This window comes from Peribacillus sp. V2I11 (assembly GCF_030817135.1).
Taxonomy (GTDB): domain Bacteria; phylum Bacillota; class Bacilli; order Bacillales; family DSM-1321; genus Peribacillus; species Peribacillus simplex.
Window position 1 is genome coordinate 127,896 of sequence record NZ_JAUSYW010000001.1, and the last position, 22,062, is coordinate 149,957.

Sequence of the window (22,062 nt, forward strand, 5' to 3'; positions counted from 1 at the left end):
ACATGGATGTCAAAACGGTTAGACATATCATGCCCATCTTCAATTTCGTCTATAAATATAGCACCCTAAAGCCAATCACCTTTTATGGTTAGCATAATTCATATAAAACGGATTTAACCGTTTCTATGACAAAGCGTAAATCTTCAACGGTCGAAGATAAAGGCGGTGCAATGATCAAAACATTTCCATATCCAGGAACTGTATCACCATTACGGCCGATGATAAGACCCTTTTCCTTGCAAGCCCCTATTATTTTACCCATGAATCCATCGGAAACAGGCGTTTTTGTCTTTTTATCCTCCACTAATTCAATGCCATATAAAAACCCAACTCCCCGAACTTCCCCTACTTTATCCAGGGCTGTCAATTCAAAGAGCTCACTTAAAGTCGAGTCACTAAGTTCAGATACCCGTTGAACGATTTTTTCATCTTCTAAGATTTCAATGTTCTTTAGCGCAACTGCGCAAGATGCAGGGTGGCCTCCATATGTTGACACATGCCTGAAATGATTTAAATTTCCGTTCTCTTTGAATTTCTCATAAATCCTGGAATTCACTGCCGTTGCTCCAAGTGGAAGATAACCACTGGTCAAACCCTTTGCCATTGTAACAATATCGGGTTGAACCCCATCCGAGTGCATGAACCCAAACATTTTTCCGGTTCTCCCAAAACCTGAAACCACTTCATCCACAATTAAAAGAACATCATGCTTCTTACAGATTTCCGAAACCCTCTTTAAGTATTCTTTCGAAGGAATAAGGACCCCGCCACCAGAGATGAATGGTTCAAGAATAACACCTGCTACCGTTTCAGCCCCTTCAAAGTTAATGACCTGATCGATATATTCAGCTGCAAGCAAATCGGAATTTTCAACGTTTTCCCCAAACGGGCTTCGATAACTGTACGGCGGTGGCACATGCAGGAAACCTGGAACCGCCGGATCATATTTCACTCTCCGGTTAGCCTGTGCGGTTGCGCTAAGCGCGCCAAAAGTATTGCCATGATACGCTCTATACCTTGAGATGAATTTGTATTTACCCTGATTCCCATTTTGATAATGATATTGCCTGGCTATTTTAAAAGCTGTCTCATTCGCCTCAGAGCCGCTGTTCGTAAAAAAAGTTGTATAAGAGCCCTTTAAATGTTCACTTATTTTTGCAGATAATTCGATTGCCGGCTTATGGCTTAACGTTAAAGGGAAGTAAGATAAGTTAATCATTTGTTCATAGGCTGCCTGGGCAATCTCTTTTCGTCCGTGACCCAGGTTCAAGCACCATAAACCGGAAACCCCATCTAAATATTTATCACCTTTAGTATCTGTGAACCATGAGCCGGATCCTTCTGTAGCCATCATGGGAGCATCCTTCTCATTATAGCGATGCATCGCATGCCATAAATGGTCTTTATCCATTTGAACAAGGTCCTTCGTTTCAGTTTCCATCTTCACTATTGAAACCCCCTTATTTTTCATTGAATGCAATTAAGTTAAGTTCCCATGCTGTTACAGATCTTTTAGAGCGAATTGGTGATGGTGCGATGACCCAAATAGTTCACCAAGTCATCGCACAAGTCATATCACTCTTTTCACACCATTATTTATCCCAGTTTTTATGATCTAAATGAGAATATTTTTCTAATAATCTAGTAGGCATTTTTAATGCATCTTTTCTAAATGGAGGAGCTAATTGTGTTCCATCCACTTGTATATCAATCACAGTCGGTTTGTTTGATTTTATTGCTTTTTCAATGACAGAACCTAACTCCTCGGGTTTTTCCACTCTTATACCAACAGCACCCATAGATCGGGCAACTTCTGCAAAATCAGGATTTTGGATATCAGCCCCTACAAAACGGTTATTATAAAAATCGACCTGATTCTTTTTCTCTGCGCACCATGCATTATTATTGAAGACACATGCTATAACAGGTATGTTTTCTTCTACGGCCGTACTCACTTCATGTAAGCTCATGCCCCATGCGCCATCTCCAACAATGGCTATAACAGGCGTATTCGGCTCAGCTAATTTGGCACCTAGTGCGGATGGGTAAGCAAATCCCGTATTCCCGAATGTAAGCGCAGCGATATGCCTGCGGCTCTGATTGAATTTCAAGTAAGCGTTTGCAGTTGACGATACATTACCGATATCTGTAGTAACGATGGCATTTTCAGGCAACACTTTAGTCAATTCCAGTAGGGCTCGCCGCGGATTGATCGGGGTTCCATCAATCATCGCAAGTTTCACCAATTCTTCTTCCCATTTTTGTTTTTCATTCGTTACTTCGACTATCCGCCCTTTTTCTTGTTTTAGGTTAGGTTTACCAGCCTTCAAGCGTTTCAAGATTTCACGACTCGCTTCACGGGCATCTCCGATGATCCCGACTTCCACAGGGTGCGTCCTCGCTATTTGCCTTGGGTTAATATCTATTTGGATGATTTGCGCATCTTTAGGGAAATAATCAATGTCATAGCATGGTAACGTTCCAAATACCGATAATCTTGTACCGACCGCCAATATGACGTCCGCTTTCTTAAGTGTATTCATGGCAGCCTTTGAACCCATGTAACCGATTGGGCCGACTGACAATGGGTGATCAGCAGGAAAGGCATCATTATGCATATAGGAGACAGCTACCGGAGCTGTTAAATATTCTGCAATATTCTTAATTTCCTCAATGCCATCTGAATCAACCGTTCCCCTACCGGAAATGATGACAGGATACTCAGCCTCTGCTAAAATTTCAGCCGCTCTATCCAAGGATGCAGAAGATCCGCAGCCCCTTTCATCTACGCGATACTGATGTGGTTGAAGTATTTGATCTTCCACTTCACCATAGAAGTAATCACGGGGGATATCGAATAAAACAGGTCCCCTCTCGGCATAGGCAATCCGAAATGCTGTCCTAAGGCAATCAGCGACCCGGCCTGGGTGTGTCACTCTAACCGTTTCTTTCGTGATTGCCTTGAAGATGGAAACCTGATCACATTCTTGAAAACCATCCCATCCAACTGTTGGTGTACCAGCTGAAGGTGATATGACCACCATAGGAGTATGAGCTTGATTGGCCGCTGCAACAGAGGTGACCATATTCGTCATTCCAGGTCCGTTTTGCCCGATGACAACTCCTGCAACACCAGAGACACGACAATAGGCATCTTCCATATGTGCTGCACTTTGTTCATGGCGGACACCAATGAAACGAATGCCTGCAGTTGGCAATAAATCAAGCATATCCATGAAAGCAGATCCCAGAATTCCCGAGATATGTTTAACTCCCTCGGCCACTAATGTCTCAACGATGGCTTCACTTGGTGTCATTTTAACTTTCGTTCCTCTTAACATTTTTGTTTCGACCATAGCACATTCTCCTTAATTATATTTATTTCTGATAATGACGTTGCAACGTCCGTACCAGTTATAAGATGTATAATACTACCATCAGGTGTAACAGTCAATGAATAAATTGAATATTTTGAATTTATTTAAAATCTCTGACCATCATAATCACTAACCCATGTATTTGAATCTTTTTTAACCAATGAATATATCCTTTTTTTCTGTCAATCTGTAGTTGATCCTATCGATGATCTCCAATAAATCGCCTATTTCATCAATTACGAAATCGGCACCTGCATTCAAAAAACGGTTTTCTGCATATTGCATCCGTTTTTGCAGATCATATGGGTCCATTTCGTTGATTTCTGCTTCTGAAAGGCCGATTTCACTGCCGCCTTTCAATACGGCAACAGTCCACATTCCCGCAGATATGCCTTCTTTGATGTCACTGATCGTATCGCCGACTTTAACGATTTTGCTGAGTGGATACACTTGGAGATTCATCGCCGTCTTAAAGCACATCCAAGGGGCAGGCCTTCCTGTAGGCACATCGGTAGACGCAACGATGGAATCTGGTTGATATCCCCATTTTTTCGCCTCTTCTCTAACAACATCAATCATTTCACGAGTATACCCTGTTGTCGAACCGATTTTTATTCCTTGCTGCCTTAAACGGCCGACTAATTCAATTACGCCTGGTATTGGCTTGGCAGTCTCCTTAAGAACCTTAAAAAGCAAAGCCTCAAAGTCCTTATATAATGATTTTAGATCTCTTTCGTCCGGTTCTTTCCCGAATTTAGCAATCCATAAATTGGAGATTCGTTTCATTTTCAGGAGTTCCATTATATGATCCATTTTCAATAAACCCATAGGTTCCCTTGCTTCCTTAATTGTAATATCTATCCCCCTCATCCTGAATATCTCGACAAATGCTTGGACCGGTGCAAAACAACCATAATCCACCGTAGTTCCTGCCCAATCAAATATCACTGCCTGAACCTCTTTGCATTCTTTTGCACTTTCCAATCTAAGTTCCCCTCCTCATCCTTACCTCCTCCAAAATCACCAAACTTGCTAAACCTGTTAAACCCATAAATCCCCTCCTGGTGATAACGGGTATAAAGAGAATTCATTTTACTTCTTCCAAAAATAACTGTAAATCTTCTTTAGTAGCTTCAGAGAGTCGTTTAATCTTTTCAAGGTCCTTATCCGGATTCCCTGACTCCCCAATTAATGGGTAAAGGTTTTTCTCAATCCTTTCATACCATTCGGGGTATTCATCTTCCACTTGCTTTTCTATCGAATCCCAAGTAGAACTGATCTCTTTTCCCATTTCTTGAATTTGCTCTGAATCCGCCTCCGTACTAATTTCTGATTCCAACCCTTTTATGGATTGAATCACATCGCCGACACCTTTTTTAATAACCTCTGCATTTTGGGTTTCACCCGTATTTGAATCCGGATTTTCATTCATGACTGGACTTTTTTCTTGTCGAGCCTCGTCCGATTCAGCTGAATTGTTGCAGCCTGACAGCAATATGGCTCCAAGGTCAACCCTACTAGTCATTACACGGAAACCATTCAACATAATCCCTCCTTCATGATTTAAAAGACAGATGTCACCAAGCACTTGTTGGCACAACTCTCTTTTTCTATGGGAAATCATATTCTAGCTGATTAGTGATTGAAGAATTTGTCTGAGGAATTCCATAGAAATAAAACGAAGCATTACCTTAAACTAAATCATTGGTATAGAGCCAAAGCTATAACTTTTCAGAATTAGGGGAACCAGAAACAATATTTAATTCATTCTCCATATACTTCGCTTTTTTTCGCCGAATGAAAAAGAATGAACAGATAACGATCAAGCTAAATAGCATGGTAAAGATAAACTGTGGTCGCTGCGAATCGATAAATGCCATTAATATTAACACGGAAACCATGGAAATTATCGTTGCATATGTCAAATATGGGAATAACCACATTTTGATCTTGAAAATTCCGGGATTCTCTTTCTCCATTCTCTTCCTTAATCGCAGATGGGAAACCGCAATGGCCAGATAAACAAGAATTCCGACTCCACCCGATGAATTGACTAAAAAGAAAAAGATTTTATCAGGTGAAACATAACTGAAAATGGTGCTGATAAAGGCAAATAAAGTAGAGCCGACTACAGCTACTATAGGGACACCGTTCTTGCTTACTTTTGAAAATAACTTTGGAGCGTCACCCTTTTGTGCAAGTGAGAATAACATGCGTGAACTCGTATATAATCCCGAATTCAAACAGGAAAGCAATGCAATGAGAATCACTATATTCATGATCAGGGCAGCAGAAGGGATTCCCATCATTTCAAGTGCGGCAACAAATGGACTTTTCAGCAAAGAAGCCGAATTCCAGGGTAATAGCGTCACTAGTATTGCGATGGACCCAATATAGAAAATCAGGATTCGCCAAACCACACTATTCAATGCACTTCTAACTGACTTAACCGGATCACTGGTCTCACCCGCGGCAATAGCTGGAATTTCCACTCCAACAAATGCATGAAAAACAATTGCGACTCCAACAAGCACAGAACTTAGCCCATTTGGAATAAACCCGCCGAAATTCAAAAGATTGGAAGCACCAGGTGGTTTTATCGTTGGAATAACCCCTAATATCACTGCCACACCCAAGCACAAAAATAGTATGATACTGATTATTTTAATGATTGAAAACCAGTATTCGAACTCACCAAACGATTTTACGGAAAAAATATTCGTCAGTTTCAATAGGATAATCAATGATAGACTTATGACCCAAACGGGTACGGAAGGAAGCCAGCTGTGTATGATCGCAGCTCCCGCTGTTGCTTCCAAAGCAATTACGATAACCCAAAAGAACCAATATAACCAACCTGTTGTAAAACCGGCCCATTCACCAATCCCCTCTCTTGCATAAACGGCAAAAGATCCAGTATTGGGATTCACTGTGGCCATTTCCCCAAGCATCCTCATGACTAAAACAACGATCAAGCCTGCCAAAACATATGATAATATCGCCCCGGGGCCCGTTTGACCAATAATGATACCGCTTCCTACGAATAAACCAGCGCCTATGACACCACTCAAAGATATCATCGTTAAATGTCTTTGTTTCAGACCTGGTTTCAGTTCTTCCTGTTGATGTTTCATACCCTCCACCAACTTTCAATATTTTGGGGAATCAACTAAGATAATCGCTACTTGAATGTAAAAACAAGGCTTTTCAGCTGCCTGTCCTTTACACTTTCACAAAGATAGTGGGAACTTGGAAACATGGCATTTTAAAAACAACACAGGAGATGACGCTATTAACTTAAGATTCTATATCACTAGTCCTCCTTCCTTAAGGCTATTTTGAAATTCAAAGCAGATTTAACATCACTACGTCATGATGTTAGTACCACTTTCTATGTGTATAATACACTCTGACTTTTTTAAAGTCAATTTAAAAATCAGAATATTTAGATAACAAAATGGAAATTTTCAAATAAACAAACGGTGTCCATTAAGTCTGCTATTTTATTCATTTTACTTCTTTAAACTTGGAGGTTTCATCCAACACACTTTCCACAGCTGACTTTACGGCCTTCTGCTTCCTATCCAGCATTTTCTTTAAAAGGTATGAAAATAAAAGTGTAAACGCAATTCCCTTAACAATCGATGTATAACCGTAAACAAGAAGGCCCAATATCAGTACGATAAGATTAATAATCCTGATTGTCGCTGCAATATCTATTTTTTCATTTTTATGATGTAAAATTAAGGCGATCACGTCAAAACCAACAGTGGAAGCATTTGCTGTTATACATAAATAATATCCGATCGCTATCAAAATCGACGAAATGATAATCACTAATACAATATTCATATCAAAATTAATATTCAATGAATAAAAAAAATTGAAAAAAACCATATAGCTAAGGGAACTTACAATCGACTTTAAAAAGTACTCTTTCCCTAGAAAAACTAAACAAATGATTAACAGTAATCCTGTTACTAAATTGGCTAGCATGGCAATGTTATAACCCGATAATGCATTCAATAATAACGCCGAGCTAGTTACCCCGCCATTAATAATTTCATTGGGAACGATTAAATAAGCATAGGCAAAGGTCATGGAAATGTTTCCTGCGATAATTTTCAATAAATCCTTCATAAAATCCTCACCATCCCTTTCGATGTTTTGATAATGCTTTCCCCCCTAAATATATATTTATACTTGAACCATACGATCCACATTCATCTCTTACTCCAATTTTTTCGGACCTTTTACCTTTCGATATTTTTGAATGATTTTACGTAGAATGCATTTTTTTGTTCAAGTGATTACAAAATATTCGCTAACCTGAATCCTCTCTCCTTCTAAAAAAATAAAATAAAACATCCCCCTTAAACTTGAGGAGGTTCATGTTTACTATATAACCATTTAGGCATTGCAGATTTTTTTACAACTTATGTAACTTATTATTTCCTAGAAACGTATCCACAACCTTTGATTTATATGAATGAATGAACTAAATTCCCACAGGGTAGTAAAAGGAGATGGCTTTTTATTGCTCGCTTCAATAGACTTGGTTCGACATCAAAAAAACTGACAAAATAGAGAAGAAAACGGTTTAGGTAAGCAGGGAAATGTAAGTGATCACCCTAATTATTTCCATCAAGTATTATTCCGCAATAAAAAAGTTGAGGGGTATGCCCCTCAACTTTTCAGTGTCCCCTTAACTATTTCCCAAGAAATGTTTTTCCTGAAAATTGTCAGTTACCATTTCATGTTATAGGTAATGCTGACTCATCTTTCATAAGCCTTTTACGATAAACCATATTGGACAGCTGTACACTCACTTCATAAAGCACAAGCAAAGGGACGATAACCAAAATGTCCGAAATGATATCTGGAGGTGTAATCAGGATCGAGATGATGACCAGGACGAAATAAGAAATCTTACGAGACTTTTTCAACACTGTTGGATTGATGATTCCTAATCTGGTCAGGAACATGACCACAAGCGGCATTTCGAATAAAATCCCGAAAGGTAAGATCAAATTAATCATGAACCGAAAATACTTTTCCGCGGTGAACATCATCTCGAACTGCCCAGCCGATAGGGAAGTGAGGAAACCCAGCACTATTGGAAATAACACAAAATATCCAAATGAGATACCTGTGATGAATAGAATGAACAGCCCTGGTATGAACCGAAATGTAACTTTTCTCTCTTCCGGTTTCAACGCTGGAGCCACAAAACGCCATAACTGATAGGCTGCCAGCGGAATCGTTGCAGCTATTGCACAAACCGCAGCGATAATCATATATACCCACAGGATCTCACTCGGACCGAGCACGGCAAGCTTTCCTTCTAAATCCTTAATGAGCAGTTCATAAATATCCTGTACGAATATGAAACTCACTATGAAAAAAGCAAGAAAACCTATCAGTGTTTTAATGATTCTGCTTCGAAGTTCCTCCATATGCTCTATAACATGTAAATCCTTACTCTCCACTTTCACTCCTCCTTTTTAGATATTTCCTTACCATATTGAAAATAGCGCTTCCCCTCGAACTCTTCTCATGAAAAGAAGCAGGCGAGTCTTTCCGCCCGCTCTATCCCATTTAATTCATCCCTCTTTTTTAACAGCTCTTAACGCAGCTTTATTCTCGTTTTCATCCTCTTTTTCTGAATCATTCACCAATCCTTTGGTGGCACTTTTGAATTCGGATAATGTCCGGCCAAATGCACGGCCTATTTCCGGCAGCTTGGACGGTCCAAAAATAATCAGTGCAATCACGAGGACGATTACCAGACCGGGTATCCCTATATTTGAAAGCATTCTTATTCACTCCTTTGATATTCTCATTTTTCTTCACAATTTCCTTGTCAAGCATCATTATAGTTCCCTATCAATTAGTGACTTTCCCCCGACTGTTCATTCTTTGTTTTTCATGTGCGCGATTATGGGCACGTGTCCGATCTTCCTCAACTTCGTTCGTTTTTTGTACACCTTCCGTAACCGCTGCTGATGCAACCTTTCTCAGCCCTGATTGATCCTTATCAAAAACAAAGGATGCTCTGGTCGATATATCCGCACTTGGTTCTGTCACGAATGGGACTACACGGTAGTCCGCCTTCCATTGTTCTGGTGTTACTTTGCATCGGACATATCCCCGGTAATCATTAAAGAACTTTATGTGTGGATTCTGACTTAGTATTTTATCCGTATCCGCACGCTTATCCGCACCATTTCCACCGGATGTGATGGAAGTGCCGACAAACTCCACACCGAAAATCTTGGAATTTGGATCATCGAAATCCGACTTTAAATCGGCTGCCCAGCTTGCATGTACATCACCGGTCAACACGACCAGATTTTCCAGGTTGTTTCTTTTGATTACATCAATCAAACGATCGCGTGCAGCCGGGTAACCATCCCAAGAATCCATGCTGAATTTGGGAGCGGTAGGTGTTCCATAATTCCGTTGTGAAAAGAAAATCTGCTGAGGCAGTACATTCCACTTCGTTTTTGATTTTGAAAGATTGTCAGTTAGCCACTGTTCCTGCTCTGGACCTAGTAATGTCCGCTTCGGATCAAGTGACTCAGGCGTTTGCGGTGAACTGACATCGCCGTTTGCCTGATCATCCCGGTATTGACGTGAATCCAATACAAAGAAAGAGGCCAGGTCGCCATAAGTGAAATTTCGGTATAACCGCATATCCGCTCCCTTAGGCAAAGACGATTTACGAAGGGGCATATGCTCATAGTAAGCCTGATAAGCCGCTGCCCTTCTCTTGATGAACGCTTCAACCGATTGCCCTTTTTCCGGGATGACATTTGCATAATTGTTTTCAACTTCATGATCATCCCAAGTCACGACCCATGGGAAAGCTGCGTGTGCCGCTTTTAAATGGGTATCAGAGCGGTATTGTGCGTATCTATTTCGATAATCCCCAAGCGTGATGATCTCCGGACCACTATGTACACGGACATTACCTGTAGAAGCAACATATTCATTTGGGCCATATTCATAGATATAATCGCCAAGGTGAAATACAATATCCAGATCTTCTTTTGCCAAATGTTTATAGGCCGTATAATAACCATGCTCAAATTGCTGGCATGAAACAAACGCGAATGACAAGCTCGAAACACTTGAACCTACTGGCGGAAGTGTTTTCGTTTTCCCAGTCTGACTTACTTCCCCACCACTTTTAAAACGGTAAAAATAGACATTATCAGGTTTTAACCCGCTTACTTCCACATGAACGGAGTGGCCAAGTTCCGGCCTGGCTATTTCCTTGCCTTGCTGGACAATCATTCTGAAATTCTCATCCTTTGCCACTTCCCATTTAACGGAAATGGCTTCTTTTGGCATTCCTCCGCCATTCAACGGATCAGGTGCCAACCTTGTCCATAAAACTACACTATCCGAGAGCGGATCACCTGAAGCTACTCCTAGAGTAAATGGATAATCACTGAATTTCGGGGCAGCATTCACTTCAATCCCGCCCATTGATTGGGCAAGGGCAAGACCTAATGAAAGTCCGGCAAGCTTGCTTGCCCCCTGGATAAAGTTTCGGCGGTCCATATTCTTACCCAATTCGCTCCAATTCTTAATTAAATCATCCATTGCTCTTTCATTATTCATTGATCTTTCCCTCCTATTATTTGAATCTGGTTCAAGTATAGAAGGCCATTTTTAAAGGTGTATGAAGAAGTGTAAATCAATAAATTTCCAATTAGGATTTTTCATGCAGGACTAATGGTCCCCATTGAACACAAAAAGGGATTCGATCCACTCATACATTTACATAGACCTACAAACTTTTACATTTACCGACAGTCTTTCATCCTATTTCTCTTAATGAATCATTTATTTAATCGTTACAAATAACTGGGTTTAAGCTCGAATAGGATGCAGCAATTAATGCTTCATATATATGTGATCATGCTATTTAAAAACCGAAGGATACGATTATCGTTTAATTTTGATTCCCTTTGATCTGCGAATCATTTTCGTACCCTAAACAAGTTGGCTAGTTTTCTGATTTTTCCCAATAATCAGCACTCTTTGCTGATACCGAGTATTTGTTTGTTTCGCTTGACATTAACTTTCTTCAGAGTTGCAATACTCAATTATCATTTTTGGTCAAATTTTGTAAAGAGTTTATCACCATATCAAATTCGAATTAAAATGGGGACAATACAATTCACTCTACTGAACCGCAAAATTTTTATTAATAATCAAACCAATATTCTCCTCTATACGTTTATTTATAGTGAAAGGAGTAAAATTCCGATTTGATTAAAAAAATTTCAAAAGGAAGGTGGTTAAGAAACCAGCATATTAACAGGTATTCGAATCTCCTGTACATCTATCTGGCTTAATGGATGTATTTTAACAATTACAAGAAAAATATTTAACGAGGTGAAGAAATGTTGAAAAAAATGAAGTTTAATATTGTATGGATTATCGCCTTACTATTTATGGCTATTCTACCAAATGTAATTGGTGCTTCTTCTACTAAAGGTAAAATCCAAGTGTCAGAGACAGGCTTTGACAGCCACATCACCAACAATTCCCTTGCCGTAAGCCCGGATGAGCAAATAGCGGTTGTCTCAGATAGCCGTGAACAATCCGTCCTAGTCTACGATCTTACCAAGGGCAAGTTGCGCAAAAAGATCGACGGCTTTGTTTCACCGAGAAATATTGTGTTTATTGATGGAGGCTCAGAGTTTGTCGTCTCAGACAGCACGCTCGGCATGCTTCGTTTTTACAGAACAAAAAACTTCACCTTGAAAGATGAAGTCGTCGTTGGTCCAGGTGCATTCGGGACTGCTGTCAGCCCTGATGGAAAGACATTGTATGTGAACAATCAAGCACACAGTTCCGTCACTGTCGTGGATTTGGAAAAACGAAAGCCGATGGCAGTCGTTACCGGTTTCGCCCAACCAAGACAAGGCATTAAAGTCTCTCCAGATGGAAAATACATCTTTGTCACGAACTTTCAAGGAGATAAAGTAACCGTCGTTGAAGCCGCAACACAGAAAATTATTCGTGAAATATCAGGATTCTCAATGATTCGCGGAATCTCGATCACCGCTGATGGAAGTACATTGTATGCCGCGAACAGCGGACGTAACAGCATTTCTGCAGTTGATACCCTAGACGGCAATATAAAGAGTGAAATCAAAGTGGGGCGTGAGCCATATGGTGCTGCTCTTTCGCCTGATAACAAGCTACTTTTTGCAAGCAATAAAACTGACAATACGATCGACGTAATCAATATCGCCGATCACCACCGTGTAGTTAAAACAATTGACGGTTTCAACGAACCAAGACAAGCAATTGTCTTTAGCCACGACGGGGAACGGGCTTATGTATTAAATCGCGATCTCTCTATTGCGCGTGTGAATGTTAAAACCTTCTCCATCACGGATATAATTCAGGATGAGTCAAAAAAGGACAAGCTTAAAACGCTAAGATCAGACAAAGTAGGGAAATATTTAGCAGACTAAGATGGAATGACACTTTATTATTTCACAAAAGATGATTCTAGCGTCAGTAATTGCAAAGGTCAATGTAGTGAAATTTGGCCGACTTTCCATGCAGATAACATCATCACCACTAGAGGTTTCGACAAAAAAGAGTTTAAAACAATCATAAGAGATGACGGACAAAAGCAAACAACGTATAAAGGGCCTCCACTTTATTACTTTGTGAAAGATAAGCAGGCAGGTGATATAAATGGACAAGGCGTCAATAATGTCTGGTTTGTTTTAGGAAAAAAGGTTTTTGAGGAATAATTAAGTTTAGTTTTGCACAAAAAGATAGAAAACTCAAAAAAAAACATTCATATAATGAACAGAAGAAAAATAGGTTTGTTTTACAAATAATGCTCCTAGGGTATAATAAATGTCACTTTTTTATTCTGGAATTTGCATAGCGGATATTTTCCGTGAAAAACTACCGAGAACCCCTTATACAAAAACTGATTATTAATGAAGTACCGTTATACCAAATCGAATAAGCTGTTGCTGTTGAATAAAGATTGTTAATAATAGTTTCTTATTCTTGAATAAAAATCTAAGAAATTCAAAGCCACCTTCTAGGTGGCTTAATAATCACTGTATAGTTCATGCAGAATATTTCTAGTACTTAATCACCTCGTATTTTTTTCTAGTACTGGTGACTAATTTTTCTGTAATATATCTAATGAAAATGATCATCCCTTCTTACCTAATGCTTCTTAGTCTAGTTTTCTACTTTTTATTTTGTTTGTTGGAATTGTGCAGTAGAACAAATTGTTAGGGTCATTTTGATCACATTCTTTCCCCCAATTAAAAAGCATCCAAAATGAATGGATGCCTTTTTTTTCGAATCTTTCTTTTATGTTCTGCATTTAATAACAAACAATCTATCTTTTTTAAGTTTATGAATGGTGTGAGTTTTCAAATATCAACGATTCATTTAAATTGTCATGACAACCTAATATTTCTGCTGTGTTAATGATTTTTTGCTATTTTAGTGACTGAAGTCCTTTCAATTCAGGGACAACATTGCTCATCTCCCTTCCAGTAACCGCTGCAACGAGGTTCTTCGCCGCAAGCATGGCCATATCAAATCGTGTTTGATGAGTAGCTGAACCTATATGCGGCAGGGTAACCACGTTCGGCAGGGCTAAAAGCGGATTGTCAGGCGATACGGGTTCCTGTTCAAATACATCCAAACCAGCTGCAAGGATTTCCTTATTTCGCAGTGCTTCAATGAGGGCCTTTTCGTCCACCGTCTGTCCGCGGGAAGTATTGATAAAGATCGCGGATTTTTTCATCAGTGCGAATTGCTCCCGTCCCATAAGATGCCTCGTCTCCGGAGTATAAGGGACCATTAAAAGAACGAAATCGGATTCCCGTAAAAGGTGCTCTAAAGAGGAATAGCTTGTACTGAGCGTTTCCTCCACTTCGGATTTTCTTCGCCGATTATGATACAAAACTTCCATGTTAAAACCGAATTTGCCTCGTCTTGCAATAGATTCCCCAATCCTCCCCATACCGATGATGCCCAATGTTTTTCCATGAACATCAACGCCAAAGAGGGGTTCATCGCCTTTATTTCCCCACTTTCCATCCTTTACAAGTTTGTCCAGTTCCGGTATACGGCGGGCTGCTGAGAGCATTAAGGCTAAAGCTAAATCGGCCACGGTTTCATCGAGAACATCAGGTGTATTTGTACCGATTATGCTTCTCTTTTTCATTGCCTCTAGATCAAAGTTGTTGTAGCCTACCGAGATATTGCTGACAGCCTTTAGACATGGTGCATGGTCCAGAAGTTCATCATCTATTTTTTCTCCGGTGATGAGAAGTCCCTCCGCATCGGAAATTTGCTTTAACAGCTGGCTTCTGGTAATGGGTTCAGGGCCGTTCCATTTTTCATACTGGCAATACTTCGAAATAAATGCCTCTACCTCGGCCGGTACTGGTCTTGCTATATACACTTTTGGCATCAATTTATGTCCTCCTCGGTTACACTATTCTTGAATAGGATGTTTTACAATAAACCAATAACAAATTGCGGCGCATCCGGCGATTAAACCGCCAGATATAAAGGCAAGAGAGTAAGAGCCAGTTGCATCCACTATCATGCCTGCCACAACAGGGGAAAAGGCTCCACCAAAATAACCGCCAAAATTCTGAATTGCACCTACGGAAGCAACCATAGAGGGAGGGGCAATGTCACCGGCAAGTGCCCACGCGCTGCCTGTAATGGCAGAAATAAAACAAAGAGCAAGGGTCAGTAATATTAAGGTAATGGCGAGCCCTTTGACAAATGGAACTGCACATACAACAATAGCGGCCGAGATGGCACATATACTAATTAAGGCACGCTTTGCTTTAATTGGTGTAGTAATTTCCTTGTCAACCAATTTTTTAGTAAGATATCCTCCGAAAATATTGCCAAAGATTCCGCCAAGCCAAGGAATACCAGCATATATACCCATTTCTTTAAGTGAGACATGATGGACATCAAACAAATAAAGGGGAAGGAAGACAAGGAAAATATTCCAGATCCAAATGGTACAGAAGAAGCCCAGAATCATCCCCCACACGCTTCGATATTTAAATAACGAACCCCATTTTATTTTAGATGATTGAATGCCTTGCTCCACTCCACCACCTTCCGACTTAATGTATTCAAATTCCTCCTTGGAAAGTTTTTGGCTTTTTTCAGGATTTTTATAAAAAATAACAAAACCGATTGCGAAGATGATGCCGATCACACCCGTTATATAAAACAACGCTCTCCACCCAAAAGTCACCATAATGAAAACGAGAAGTGGCGGTGCAATGGCTGGTCCCCATTTGGACGAAGAATCCCAAATTCCAGTTGCCAAGCCTCGTTCCTTTTTAGGGAACCAATACGATGTGATCTTAGCCATCGTAGGAAAACACGGTGCTTCTCCCACTCCAAGTAAAATCCGTGCAGCAATGAATGAACTCATTTTATGAACGGCTCCCGTTAAAATGGTCGCACCACTCCACCAAATAAGCGCGATTGTATACACCTTTTTGGTCCCGAACCGATCGATCAGCCATCCGGAAGGAAGCTGCATTAATGCATAACTCCAAGAAAAAAAGGTTCCCAACAACCCGATTTCGGTCACGCTTAGTCCGAGTTCCTTCATCATTTCGGGAGCTGCAATGGAGAGATTGGCCCGATCAAGATAGTTGATTATTCCCCCAATCAATAACCAGATGACGACGGTCCAGCGAAATTTCCGGCCAATATTTAATGGCTTTTCTTGCTTTGTTTCCATTCTCGCTTCCATACCTTATCCCCCCTTGTTATATAAAACGCCATAATTGGCAGCGCTTCCAAAATAAGAAAAATGCCAGAGTTCACGCTTGGATAATATGTATATACAAGGAGGTTTTTGTTTTATAATATAAAACTCAGTTTTTGTTTTGTGACAAAAAAATAAAAAGATAATTCTGTTTATTCTGTAAAGTATCGTATTATGAGGATTTGTTATTGTCAATCTTTATTCTTATTTTCAGGATTATATACCTAGTAAACGTTTTATGCCAAGTGGGGAAAATTGATAGACCGTTTTTTTGAGTAGTAAAATCAAAACAAACTTTAGCCCACGATCCATTTCCATGTCTAGCTTTGCTACCGGAAGGGCTGAGAGACCATTCGTCTCTCAAAAATCTCGGGCAACGTAAACCGGCGGTTAAGTTTTTTTATTATTTTTCTATAAGAAAAGCTCCTGATACATGTGGGACGGCCATAGACGTACCTGATAAAGCAACATCTAGTTTACTAGATAAGTGGGACATTAATTGTTCGCTTGGCGCTGCTGAATCCACTTTTCTATTGGTATTACTAAATCTTAATGGAAGCCGTGATGGTTAACGGAGCTTCCACTACTTCCTGATAAGCACCCGGAATACTGTTTTCATTTGTTGTGGAGATTCCATCCCTTCGCACATTTTCTACAACTATATTTTTTAACAGTATTTCCAAAAGAGGAATGAAGGGCAGCTCATCGTCCGATCCTCACAGTGACATTGAGTTACTCCTACCTCTTCTCCTTGAGGAACTGTTCATTGAATTTCATAATTTATAGCTGAAACGATTTGTTCGATTGAATCCCCTCCTGAATCAGGTAAGAGAGTTCATGGATGGTATATTTTTTTCTTCCAACGTTGTTTTCTTCTTTTATTCTTTGATTTCCTTTTATTCATTTAAAAAATTCTAAAATAATATCTTATATTAATTTTTTATGATTTCGTAATTCCCCTTATTGCTTTTAAGAAGCTCAAGACAACAACTATGCCTCATATTAAACTATTGATTCGTTAGTTCAATAAGAAAAAGAGCCGTTATAACAGCTCCTTGTCCCCCTCTTTCACCCTTTTGAAACGATAGCGTAATGTTTCTCCTACTTATTTTTTACTCTTTGCATGCGTTTGACCTTATATTGTTCAAAATCCCAATTCTTCAAAAATTCTTTTGCAGAAGTATAGCCTGATTTATAGAGAAAGTAGATTTCATCCTCATTCAGTTCAAAATCCGTGGCGTTGATGCCGCCAGTAGGAATTTGAATCGTGCGTTCAATCGTTTCTTCGTTCATATGTCGTAAATCATGGGCTTGAAGCATCGTTTTAAATATATTTTTGAAAAGGTGGATTGGCGTTGGTATAACCGCACCTATGTTAACTTCATCTTTCACGAAATGGAATCCGAATGTTGGAAAACGAGGATTTTCTGTATCAAATATCCATATTGGGAAGTTACTAAGTAAACCGCCATCTAAAATGTAGGATTTTTTCCGGTCTTTTGATTTCCAAATAACCGGACGGAAGAAAAATGGTAGGGAGGCACTCATCATTACGGCAGTTGAAACTTTTAAATCAGCAGGAGACATCCCATAGCGTTCCAAATCATCTGGCAAGATAAGCATCTGGCCATTCGAAACATCAGAAGCAATTATCTTCAACTTTCCATCTGGAAGATCCGCGAATGTCTTAATCCCTTTTTCTGAAAGAAGAGAATCCACCCATGTCTCCAAATAATCGTTTTTGTAAATCCCAAGGTGAACCATAAGTTCCAAAAAGAAGCCCAAAATGGGTATTCGATTCAGAATTGTCCTGCCTCGAATCTTTGAGTAATTGATTTCACTAAACCGTTCTCTAATTTCATGGCTTTTATAGCCACTAGCCAAAAGAGCAGCTATCACTGCTCCTGCTGATGTCCCAGCAAGTCTTTCCCATTCGACTTTTTCCTCTTCCATTGCTTGAATCGCTCCAATAAAAGCAATTCCCCTGGCCCCCCCACCTTCAAAAACGGCATCTGCTTTCATTTTTTTCCACCTCTCGATAAAAGTTATTATTATTATTAACAATATTTTAAAATAAAGCGAATTTTCAAACTCTTTAATACCAAAAATCAGCCCCGTCAGTTGAAGAATAAAACAGCTTGCCATCCATGATTGGAATTAATGTCGGTTCTATTTTTCTAACAAATTAATTCGCTAACAGTAGCAAGAATCACATGAGTTTAAAAGGTTGTGTTTTTTAATCTGTAACACAAATTCTGAACTGTCATGTTCTTTGACCTTGCCAGCTTTTCAGGTTGTTGCAGAATTAACCGTACTTCTAATCTCTGTTTATGCTTTCCATCCCCGATTGACAATTGGTTACATATCTATCCATTTTTCCTTTTTTATTTTTTATCACCTTTATTATTACTTCATGTCTGTGGATTCCCTACTTGAGAAACCCTTAATCATATACTCTAGCTCTACTGCAATATTATTAAAAGGGGATAGACTCCCTTAACGCAACTTTGATGGTAATCAAACGTAAAAACAGTAGTAGGATAGCATCTATTACCATGGTATGTATAAAACGAGGCATTTGCATGGACAAATTATCAGATTAGGAATCAATCAGCTTTGATAAAGGTATTCTTTAAATCATGTCGAAAAGGATATGTAACAATTGAAGGAGTGAAAAAATGGAAAATAAGCGTGCCATGAAAATGTATGATTACCACGTTTGGGCTAATCAGCAAGTGTTCCAAAACCTAAAACAATTACCGGACGGAGTCTATGGCGACACGATAAAAAGTGTCTTTCCATCCATCAAGGAAGTCCTTGTTCACCTTTACGCAACAGATATTACCTGGTTGGAGATAATGAAAGGAAGCACAATTCAAGATACTTTTAAGAAAGTTGAACAGCGGCGGAAAGAAGTGGACGGAGTCTCAATAAATGAACTTGAATCCTCCTATGATGAACTTGCAAAAGATTATGACAATTTTCTTACTTCTCAGCCTGACCTTGAACGGACCATTGTAACCGAACATCCCAAAATGGGAGTTTGTGAGTTTACACTTGCTGACCTCATCCATCATGTAGTAAATCATGGGACCTATCATCGCGGTAATGTGTCCGCGATGCTCCATCAACAAGGCGAGCGTGGCACACCTACAGATTATGTATTTTACTGTTTAAAATAAGCGGTTTGGCAACCGAAAATATGAAGGAATGTCATTTAGGAGTGGCTGTAAACAAACTAAAACGCCGCTCATTCCAGATGAAAGCCGATGATCCTCTTGCCAAGGAATCATCGGCTTTTATTTTTTGGAATGAAAATCCTAACGTTCGTGGCATGATTATATTCAGGCAGTACCTCTGCCTTCATTATATGTTACATGATCTTTAGAGCTTTACCCGTTGAAGGCGAAGTGCATTTAATACGACTGATACAGAACTGAAGGCCATGGCAGCACCCGCTAACCACGGGGCTAGCAGTCCGATTGCCGCAATTGGTATTCCGATTACATTATAGGCAAAAGCCCAGAATAGGTTTTGTTTGATATTTCTCATCGTTTTCCTGCTCATGAGGATTGCATCTGCAATACTGTTCAAATCCCCCCGGATCAAAGTGATATCGGCAGCTTCCATGGCTACGTCTGTCCCTGTTCCGATAGCCATTCCTATATCGGCTAGTGCCAGCGCGGGAGCATCATTTATCCCATCTCCGACCATTGCCACCCTTTTACCGGCGGCCTGCAGTTTTTTTACTTCTTCCGCTTTCCCTTCAGGAAGGACTTCTGCAATCACATGGTCAATGCTCACTTGATTGCCGATGGAATTTGCTGTCCTTTGATTATCCCCTGTTATCATGATGACCTGGATATCCATCGCTTTTAACCTTTTAATCGCCGTTAGCGAAGAATCTTTTATCGTATCAGCAACCGCAATGAGTCCTGCATATTCACCTTCAATGCTAGCGAGCATTGCGGTCTTCCCTTGCTCTTCAAATGCTTCCATCGCTGTTAGCGCCTTAGTAATATCCACGTTATTTTGCTTCATCAATTTACGCGTTCCGACGAATAACACTTTTTGATCCACTACAGCTCTCACGCCGTATCCAGGAATCGCTTCAAATTCCTCAACCACAGAAAGTGCTATCTGTCTTTCCTGAATTCCTTGAACGATCGATTGTGCAAGAGGGTGTTCAGATTGTTTTTCAGCTGCACCAATTAAAGATAAAAACTGTTCTTCCTCCATTCCATTCTCGATGAGGACATCGGTTAACACTGGTGTACCATTGGTTACCGTTCCCGTTTTATCCAAAATGACTGTATCAATATGGTGGGTGGTTTCCAAGTGTTCCCCGCCTTTAAATAAAATGCCGAATTCGGCGGCTCGCCCTGATCCTGCCATGATGGATGTAGGAGTGGCCAGACCTAAAGCACAAGGACAGGCTATGACAAGCACCGCAATCATCGCTTCAAAAGCTGGTGTGAATTCTCCTGGGTTAACCCAGATCATCCAAACCAGGAAAGTTAAAAGGGCGATTCCTACAACAACGGGAACGAAGACGCCGGAAATTTGGTCAGCAAGACGTTGAATCGGCGCTTTGGAACCTTGAGCATCTTCGACTACTTTGATGATTTGAGAAAGAGCTGTGTCCCTCCCGATCTTTGTCGCTTTCATTTTGAGAAAACCATTCTTATTCAATGTTGAACCGATCACAGTATCCCCGTTTGTTTTATCCACCGGAATGCTCTCACCCGTTAACATGGATTCATCGACGGCAGAGTTCCCTTCGACTACCTCTCCATCGACAGGGATCTTTTCACCCGGCTTCACCAATATCGTATCTCCCACGATGACTTCCTCAAGTGGTATTTCCCGTTCTTCCCCATTCCTTAAAACCAATGCCGTTTTGGCCTGAAGCCCCATCAATTTTTTGATGGCCTCAGAAGAACGTCCTTTTGCTTTTGCTTCAAAAAGCTTCCCTAAAAGAATGAGGGTGATAAGCATCGAACTAGTTTCGAAATAAAGTTGTGCCGTATTGTGGTGGGATCCCATCGATATGATCGCCTGATAAACACTATAAAAATAGGCAGCGGATGTTCCCATTGCTACTAATACATCCATATTGGCACTTTTATTTTTCAAGGCCTTATAAGCCCCAACATAAAACTGCTTTCCAATCAGAAATTGCACGGGGGTGGCGAATGCCATTTGCACCCAAGGATTCATGAGGAAATCAGGCATATAGATGAACGAAGTATAACTAAAATGGCTTACCATTGCCCATAACAATGGAAAAGATAATATGACCGAAAAGATGAATGTATTCTTTTGTTTTTGAATTTCCTTCTGTCGGAACTCCACGGATTCCGTATTATCTTCCTTGATGATCGCCCCATACCCCAGCTTCTCCACCCGTTGAATGATGTCAATTGGTGAAGCTTCGGAAGGATCATATTCAACGGTCGCATTTTCAAGCGCAAGATTCACATTGGCCATGCTCACTCCATCCAGCTTATTTAACCCTTTTTCAATTCGGTTAGCACAAGCCGCACAGGTCATGCCCGTAATCGTAAATTCCTTTTTCTCTTTTACTACATCATAACCAAGATCTTGAATTTTCATTTCAAAGTCCTTGTTGCTTAATTTTTCCGAATCATATTTAATGATAGATTTCTCAAGAGCCAAATTAACGGTGGCTTCCTCAACGCCTTCCATTCTGTTTAACCCTTTTTCAATTCGGTTAGCACAGGCAGCGCAAGTCATGCCTGTAATCTGCATAGTTGTCTCTTTTATTTGGCTGCTCACATCATCCCGCCTTTCTATACCACTATGGGGTATAATTCTTTGTAAAAAAGAAGTGCTTAACAG

At 40.1% G+C, this 22,062-nt stretch carries 16 protein-coding genes; 3 read left to right on the forward strand and 13 right to left on the reverse strand.

From position 1 onward, the window contains the following. Positions 1-88: 88 nt before the first annotated feature. The 9 genes from QFZ73_RS00555 to QFZ73_RS00595 form a co-directional block, all read right to left on the reverse strand. Positions 89-1,441 (reverse strand): aminotransferase, encoded by a 1,353-nt coding sequence (locus QFZ73_RS00555; protein ID WP_307272506.1) that lies wholly within the window; start codon positions 1,439-1,441, stop codon positions 89-91. Between the two features lie 151 nt (positions 1,442-1,592). Continuing rightward, entirely contained in the window at positions 1,593-3,356 is a 1,764-nt protein-coding gene (gene xsc, locus QFZ73_RS00560) for a sulfoacetaldehyde acetyltransferase (protein ID WP_307261856.1), read from the reverse strand. A gap of 174 nt (positions 3,357-3,530) precedes the next feature. After that, positions 3,531-4,361, reverse strand: a complete 831-nt coding sequence (gene phnX / locus QFZ73_RS00565) for a phosphonoacetaldehyde hydrolase (RefSeq protein WP_307261858.1) — start codon at positions 4,359-4,361, stop codon at positions 3,531-3,533. Between the two features lie 103 nt (positions 4,362-4,464). Continuing rightward, entirely contained in the window at positions 4,465-4,920 is a 456-nt protein-coding gene (locus tag QFZ73_RS00570; protein ID WP_307261860.1) for a hypothetical protein, read from the reverse strand. Between the two features lie 178 nt (positions 4,921-5,098). Beyond that, positions 5,099-6,511, reverse strand: a complete 1,413-nt coding sequence (locus QFZ73_RS00575) for an amino acid permease (protein WP_251437304.1) — start codon at positions 6,509-6,511, stop codon at positions 5,099-5,101. Between the two features lie 373 nt (positions 6,512-6,884). Next, a complete protein-coding gene (locus tag QFZ73_RS00580; protein WP_307261862.1) occupies positions 6,885-7,517 on the reverse strand; it encodes a YitT family protein in 633 nt (210 codons plus the stop codon). Between the two features lie 614 nt (positions 7,518-8,131). Then, a complete protein-coding gene (tatC, locus tag QFZ73_RS00585) occupies positions 8,132-8,833 on the reverse strand; it encodes a twin-arginine translocase subunit TatC (RefSeq protein WP_285847424.1) in 702 nt (233 codons plus the stop codon). 147 nt (positions 8,834-8,980) lie between these two features. Then, a complete protein-coding gene (locus QFZ73_RS00590; protein WP_063233420.1) occupies positions 8,981-9,193 on the reverse strand; it encodes a twin-arginine translocase TatA/TatE family subunit in 213 nt (70 codons plus the stop codon). A 70-nt stretch (positions 9,194-9,263) separates the two neighbouring features. Further along, positions 9,264-11,006: an alkaline phosphatase D family protein gene (locus QFZ73_RS00595; protein WP_307261868.1), complete on the reverse strand. Its 1,743-nt coding sequence runs from the start codon at positions 11,004-11,006 to the stop codon at positions 9,264-9,266. 788 nt (positions 11,007-11,794) lie between these two features. Between QFZ73_RS00595 and QFZ73_RS00600 the strand changes: the two genes are divergently transcribed. Together QFZ73_RS00600 and QFZ73_RS00605 are read left to right on the forward strand one after the other, a co-directional pair. Beyond that, complete coding sequence (locus QFZ73_RS00600) at positions 11,795-12,877, forward strand: beta-propeller fold lactonase family protein (RefSeq protein ID WP_307261870.1); 1,083 nt, start codon at positions 11,795-11,797, stop codon at positions 12,875-12,877. Positions 12,878-12,883: 6 nt separating this feature from the next. After that, positions 12,884-13,165: a COG4315 family predicted lipoprotein gene (locus QFZ73_RS00605; protein ID WP_307261872.1), complete on the forward strand. Its 282-nt coding sequence runs from the start codon at positions 12,884-12,886 to the stop codon at positions 13,163-13,165. Positions 13,166-13,878: 713 nt separating this feature from the next. Here the strand turns inward: QFZ73_RS00605 and QFZ73_RS00610 are convergent. The 3 genes from QFZ73_RS00610 to QFZ73_RS00620 all read right to left on the reverse strand — a co-directional run bounded on the left by QFZ73_RS00610 (position 13,879) and on the right by QFZ73_RS00620 (position 18,222). Further along, the gene (locus QFZ73_RS00610) at positions 13,879-14,862 is read right to left on the reverse strand and encodes a 2-hydroxyacid dehydrogenase (protein WP_373458892.1); all 984 of its coding nucleotides are present in this window, start codon (positions 14,860-14,862) and stop codon (positions 13,879-13,881) included. 24 nt (positions 14,863-14,886) lie between these two features. Further along, positions 14,887-16,185, reverse strand: a complete 1,299-nt coding sequence (locus tag QFZ73_RS00615; RefSeq protein ID WP_307261876.1) for an MFS transporter — start codon at positions 16,183-16,185, stop codon at positions 14,887-14,889. A 1,116-nt stretch (positions 16,186-17,301) separates the two neighbouring features. Continuing rightward, complete coding sequence (locus QFZ73_RS00620; RefSeq protein WP_251434145.1) at positions 17,302-18,222, reverse strand: patatin-like phospholipase family protein; 921 nt, start codon at positions 18,220-18,222, stop codon at positions 17,302-17,304. A gap of 656 nt (positions 18,223-18,878) precedes the next feature. Between QFZ73_RS00620 and QFZ73_RS00625 the strand changes: the two genes are divergently transcribed. Beyond that, positions 18,879-19,382: a DinB family protein gene (locus tag QFZ73_RS00625; RefSeq protein WP_307261879.1), complete on the forward strand. Its 504-nt coding sequence runs from the start codon at positions 18,879-18,881 to the stop codon at positions 19,380-19,382. Between the two features lie 202 nt (positions 19,383-19,584). Here the strand turns inward: QFZ73_RS00625 and QFZ73_RS00630 are convergent, their stop codons facing one another. Next, on the reverse strand, positions 19,585-21,999 hold the full coding sequence (locus tag QFZ73_RS00630) for a heavy metal translocating P-type ATPase (protein ID WP_307261881.1): 2,415 nt from the start codon (positions 21,997-21,999) through the stop codon (positions 19,585-19,587). Between the last annotated feature and the right edge of the window lie 63 nt (positions 22,000-22,062).

What these genes read in the sequence shown, in the direction of transcription:
- QFZ73_RS00625 (WP_307261879.1), top strand. Translation starts at nt 18,879, where the DNA reads ATGGAAAATAAGCGTGCCATGAAAATGTATGATTACCACGTTTGGGCT.
- QFZ73_RS00620 (WP_251434145.1), bottom strand. Translation starts at nt 18,222, where the DNA reads ATGAAAGCAGATGCCGTTTTTGAAGGTGGGGGGGCCAGGGGAATTGCT.
- xsc (WP_307261856.1), bottom strand. Translation starts at nt 3,356, where the DNA reads ATGGTCGAAACAAAAATGTTAAGAGGAACGAAAGTTAAAATGACACCA.
- QFZ73_RS00615 (WP_307261876.1), bottom strand. Translation starts at nt 16,185, where the DNA reads ATGGAAGCGAGAATGGAAACAAAGCAAGAAAAGCCATTAAATATTGGC.
- tatC (WP_285847424.1), bottom strand. Translation starts at nt 8,833, where the DNA reads ATGGAGGAACTTCGAAGCAGAATCATTAAAACACTGATAGGTTTTCTT.
- QFZ73_RS00600 (WP_307261870.1), top strand. Translation starts at nt 11,795, where the DNA reads ATGTTGAAAAAAATGAAGTTTAATATTGTATGGATTATCGCCTTACTA.
- QFZ73_RS00595 (WP_307261868.1), bottom strand. Translation starts at nt 11,006, where the DNA reads ATGAATAATGAAAGAGCAATGGATGATTTAATTAAGAATTGGAGCGAA.
- QFZ73_RS00610 (WP_373458892.1), bottom strand. Translation starts at nt 14,862, where the DNA reads ATGCCAAAAGTGTATATAGCAAGACCAGTACCGGCCGAGGTAGAGGCA.
- QFZ73_RS00555 (WP_307272506.1), bottom strand. Translation starts at nt 1,441, where the DNA reads ATGGAAACTGAAACGAAGGACCTTGTTCAAATGGATAAAGACCATTTA.
- QFZ73_RS00580 (WP_307261862.1), bottom strand. Translation starts at nt 7,517, where the DNA reads ATGAAGGATTTATTGAAAATTATCGCAGGAAACATTTCCATGACCTTT.
- QFZ73_RS00575 (WP_251437304.1), bottom strand. Translation starts at nt 6,511, where the DNA reads ATGAAACATCAACAGGAAGAACTGAAACCAGGTCTGAAACAAAGACAT.
- QFZ73_RS00590 (WP_063233420.1), bottom strand. Translation starts at nt 9,193, where the DNA reads ATGCTTTCAAATATAGGGATACCCGGTCTGGTAATCGTCCTCGTGATT.
- QFZ73_RS00605 (WP_307261872.1), top strand. Translation starts at nt 12,884, where the DNA reads ATGACACTTTATTATTTCACAAAAGATGATTCTAGCGTCAGTAATTGC.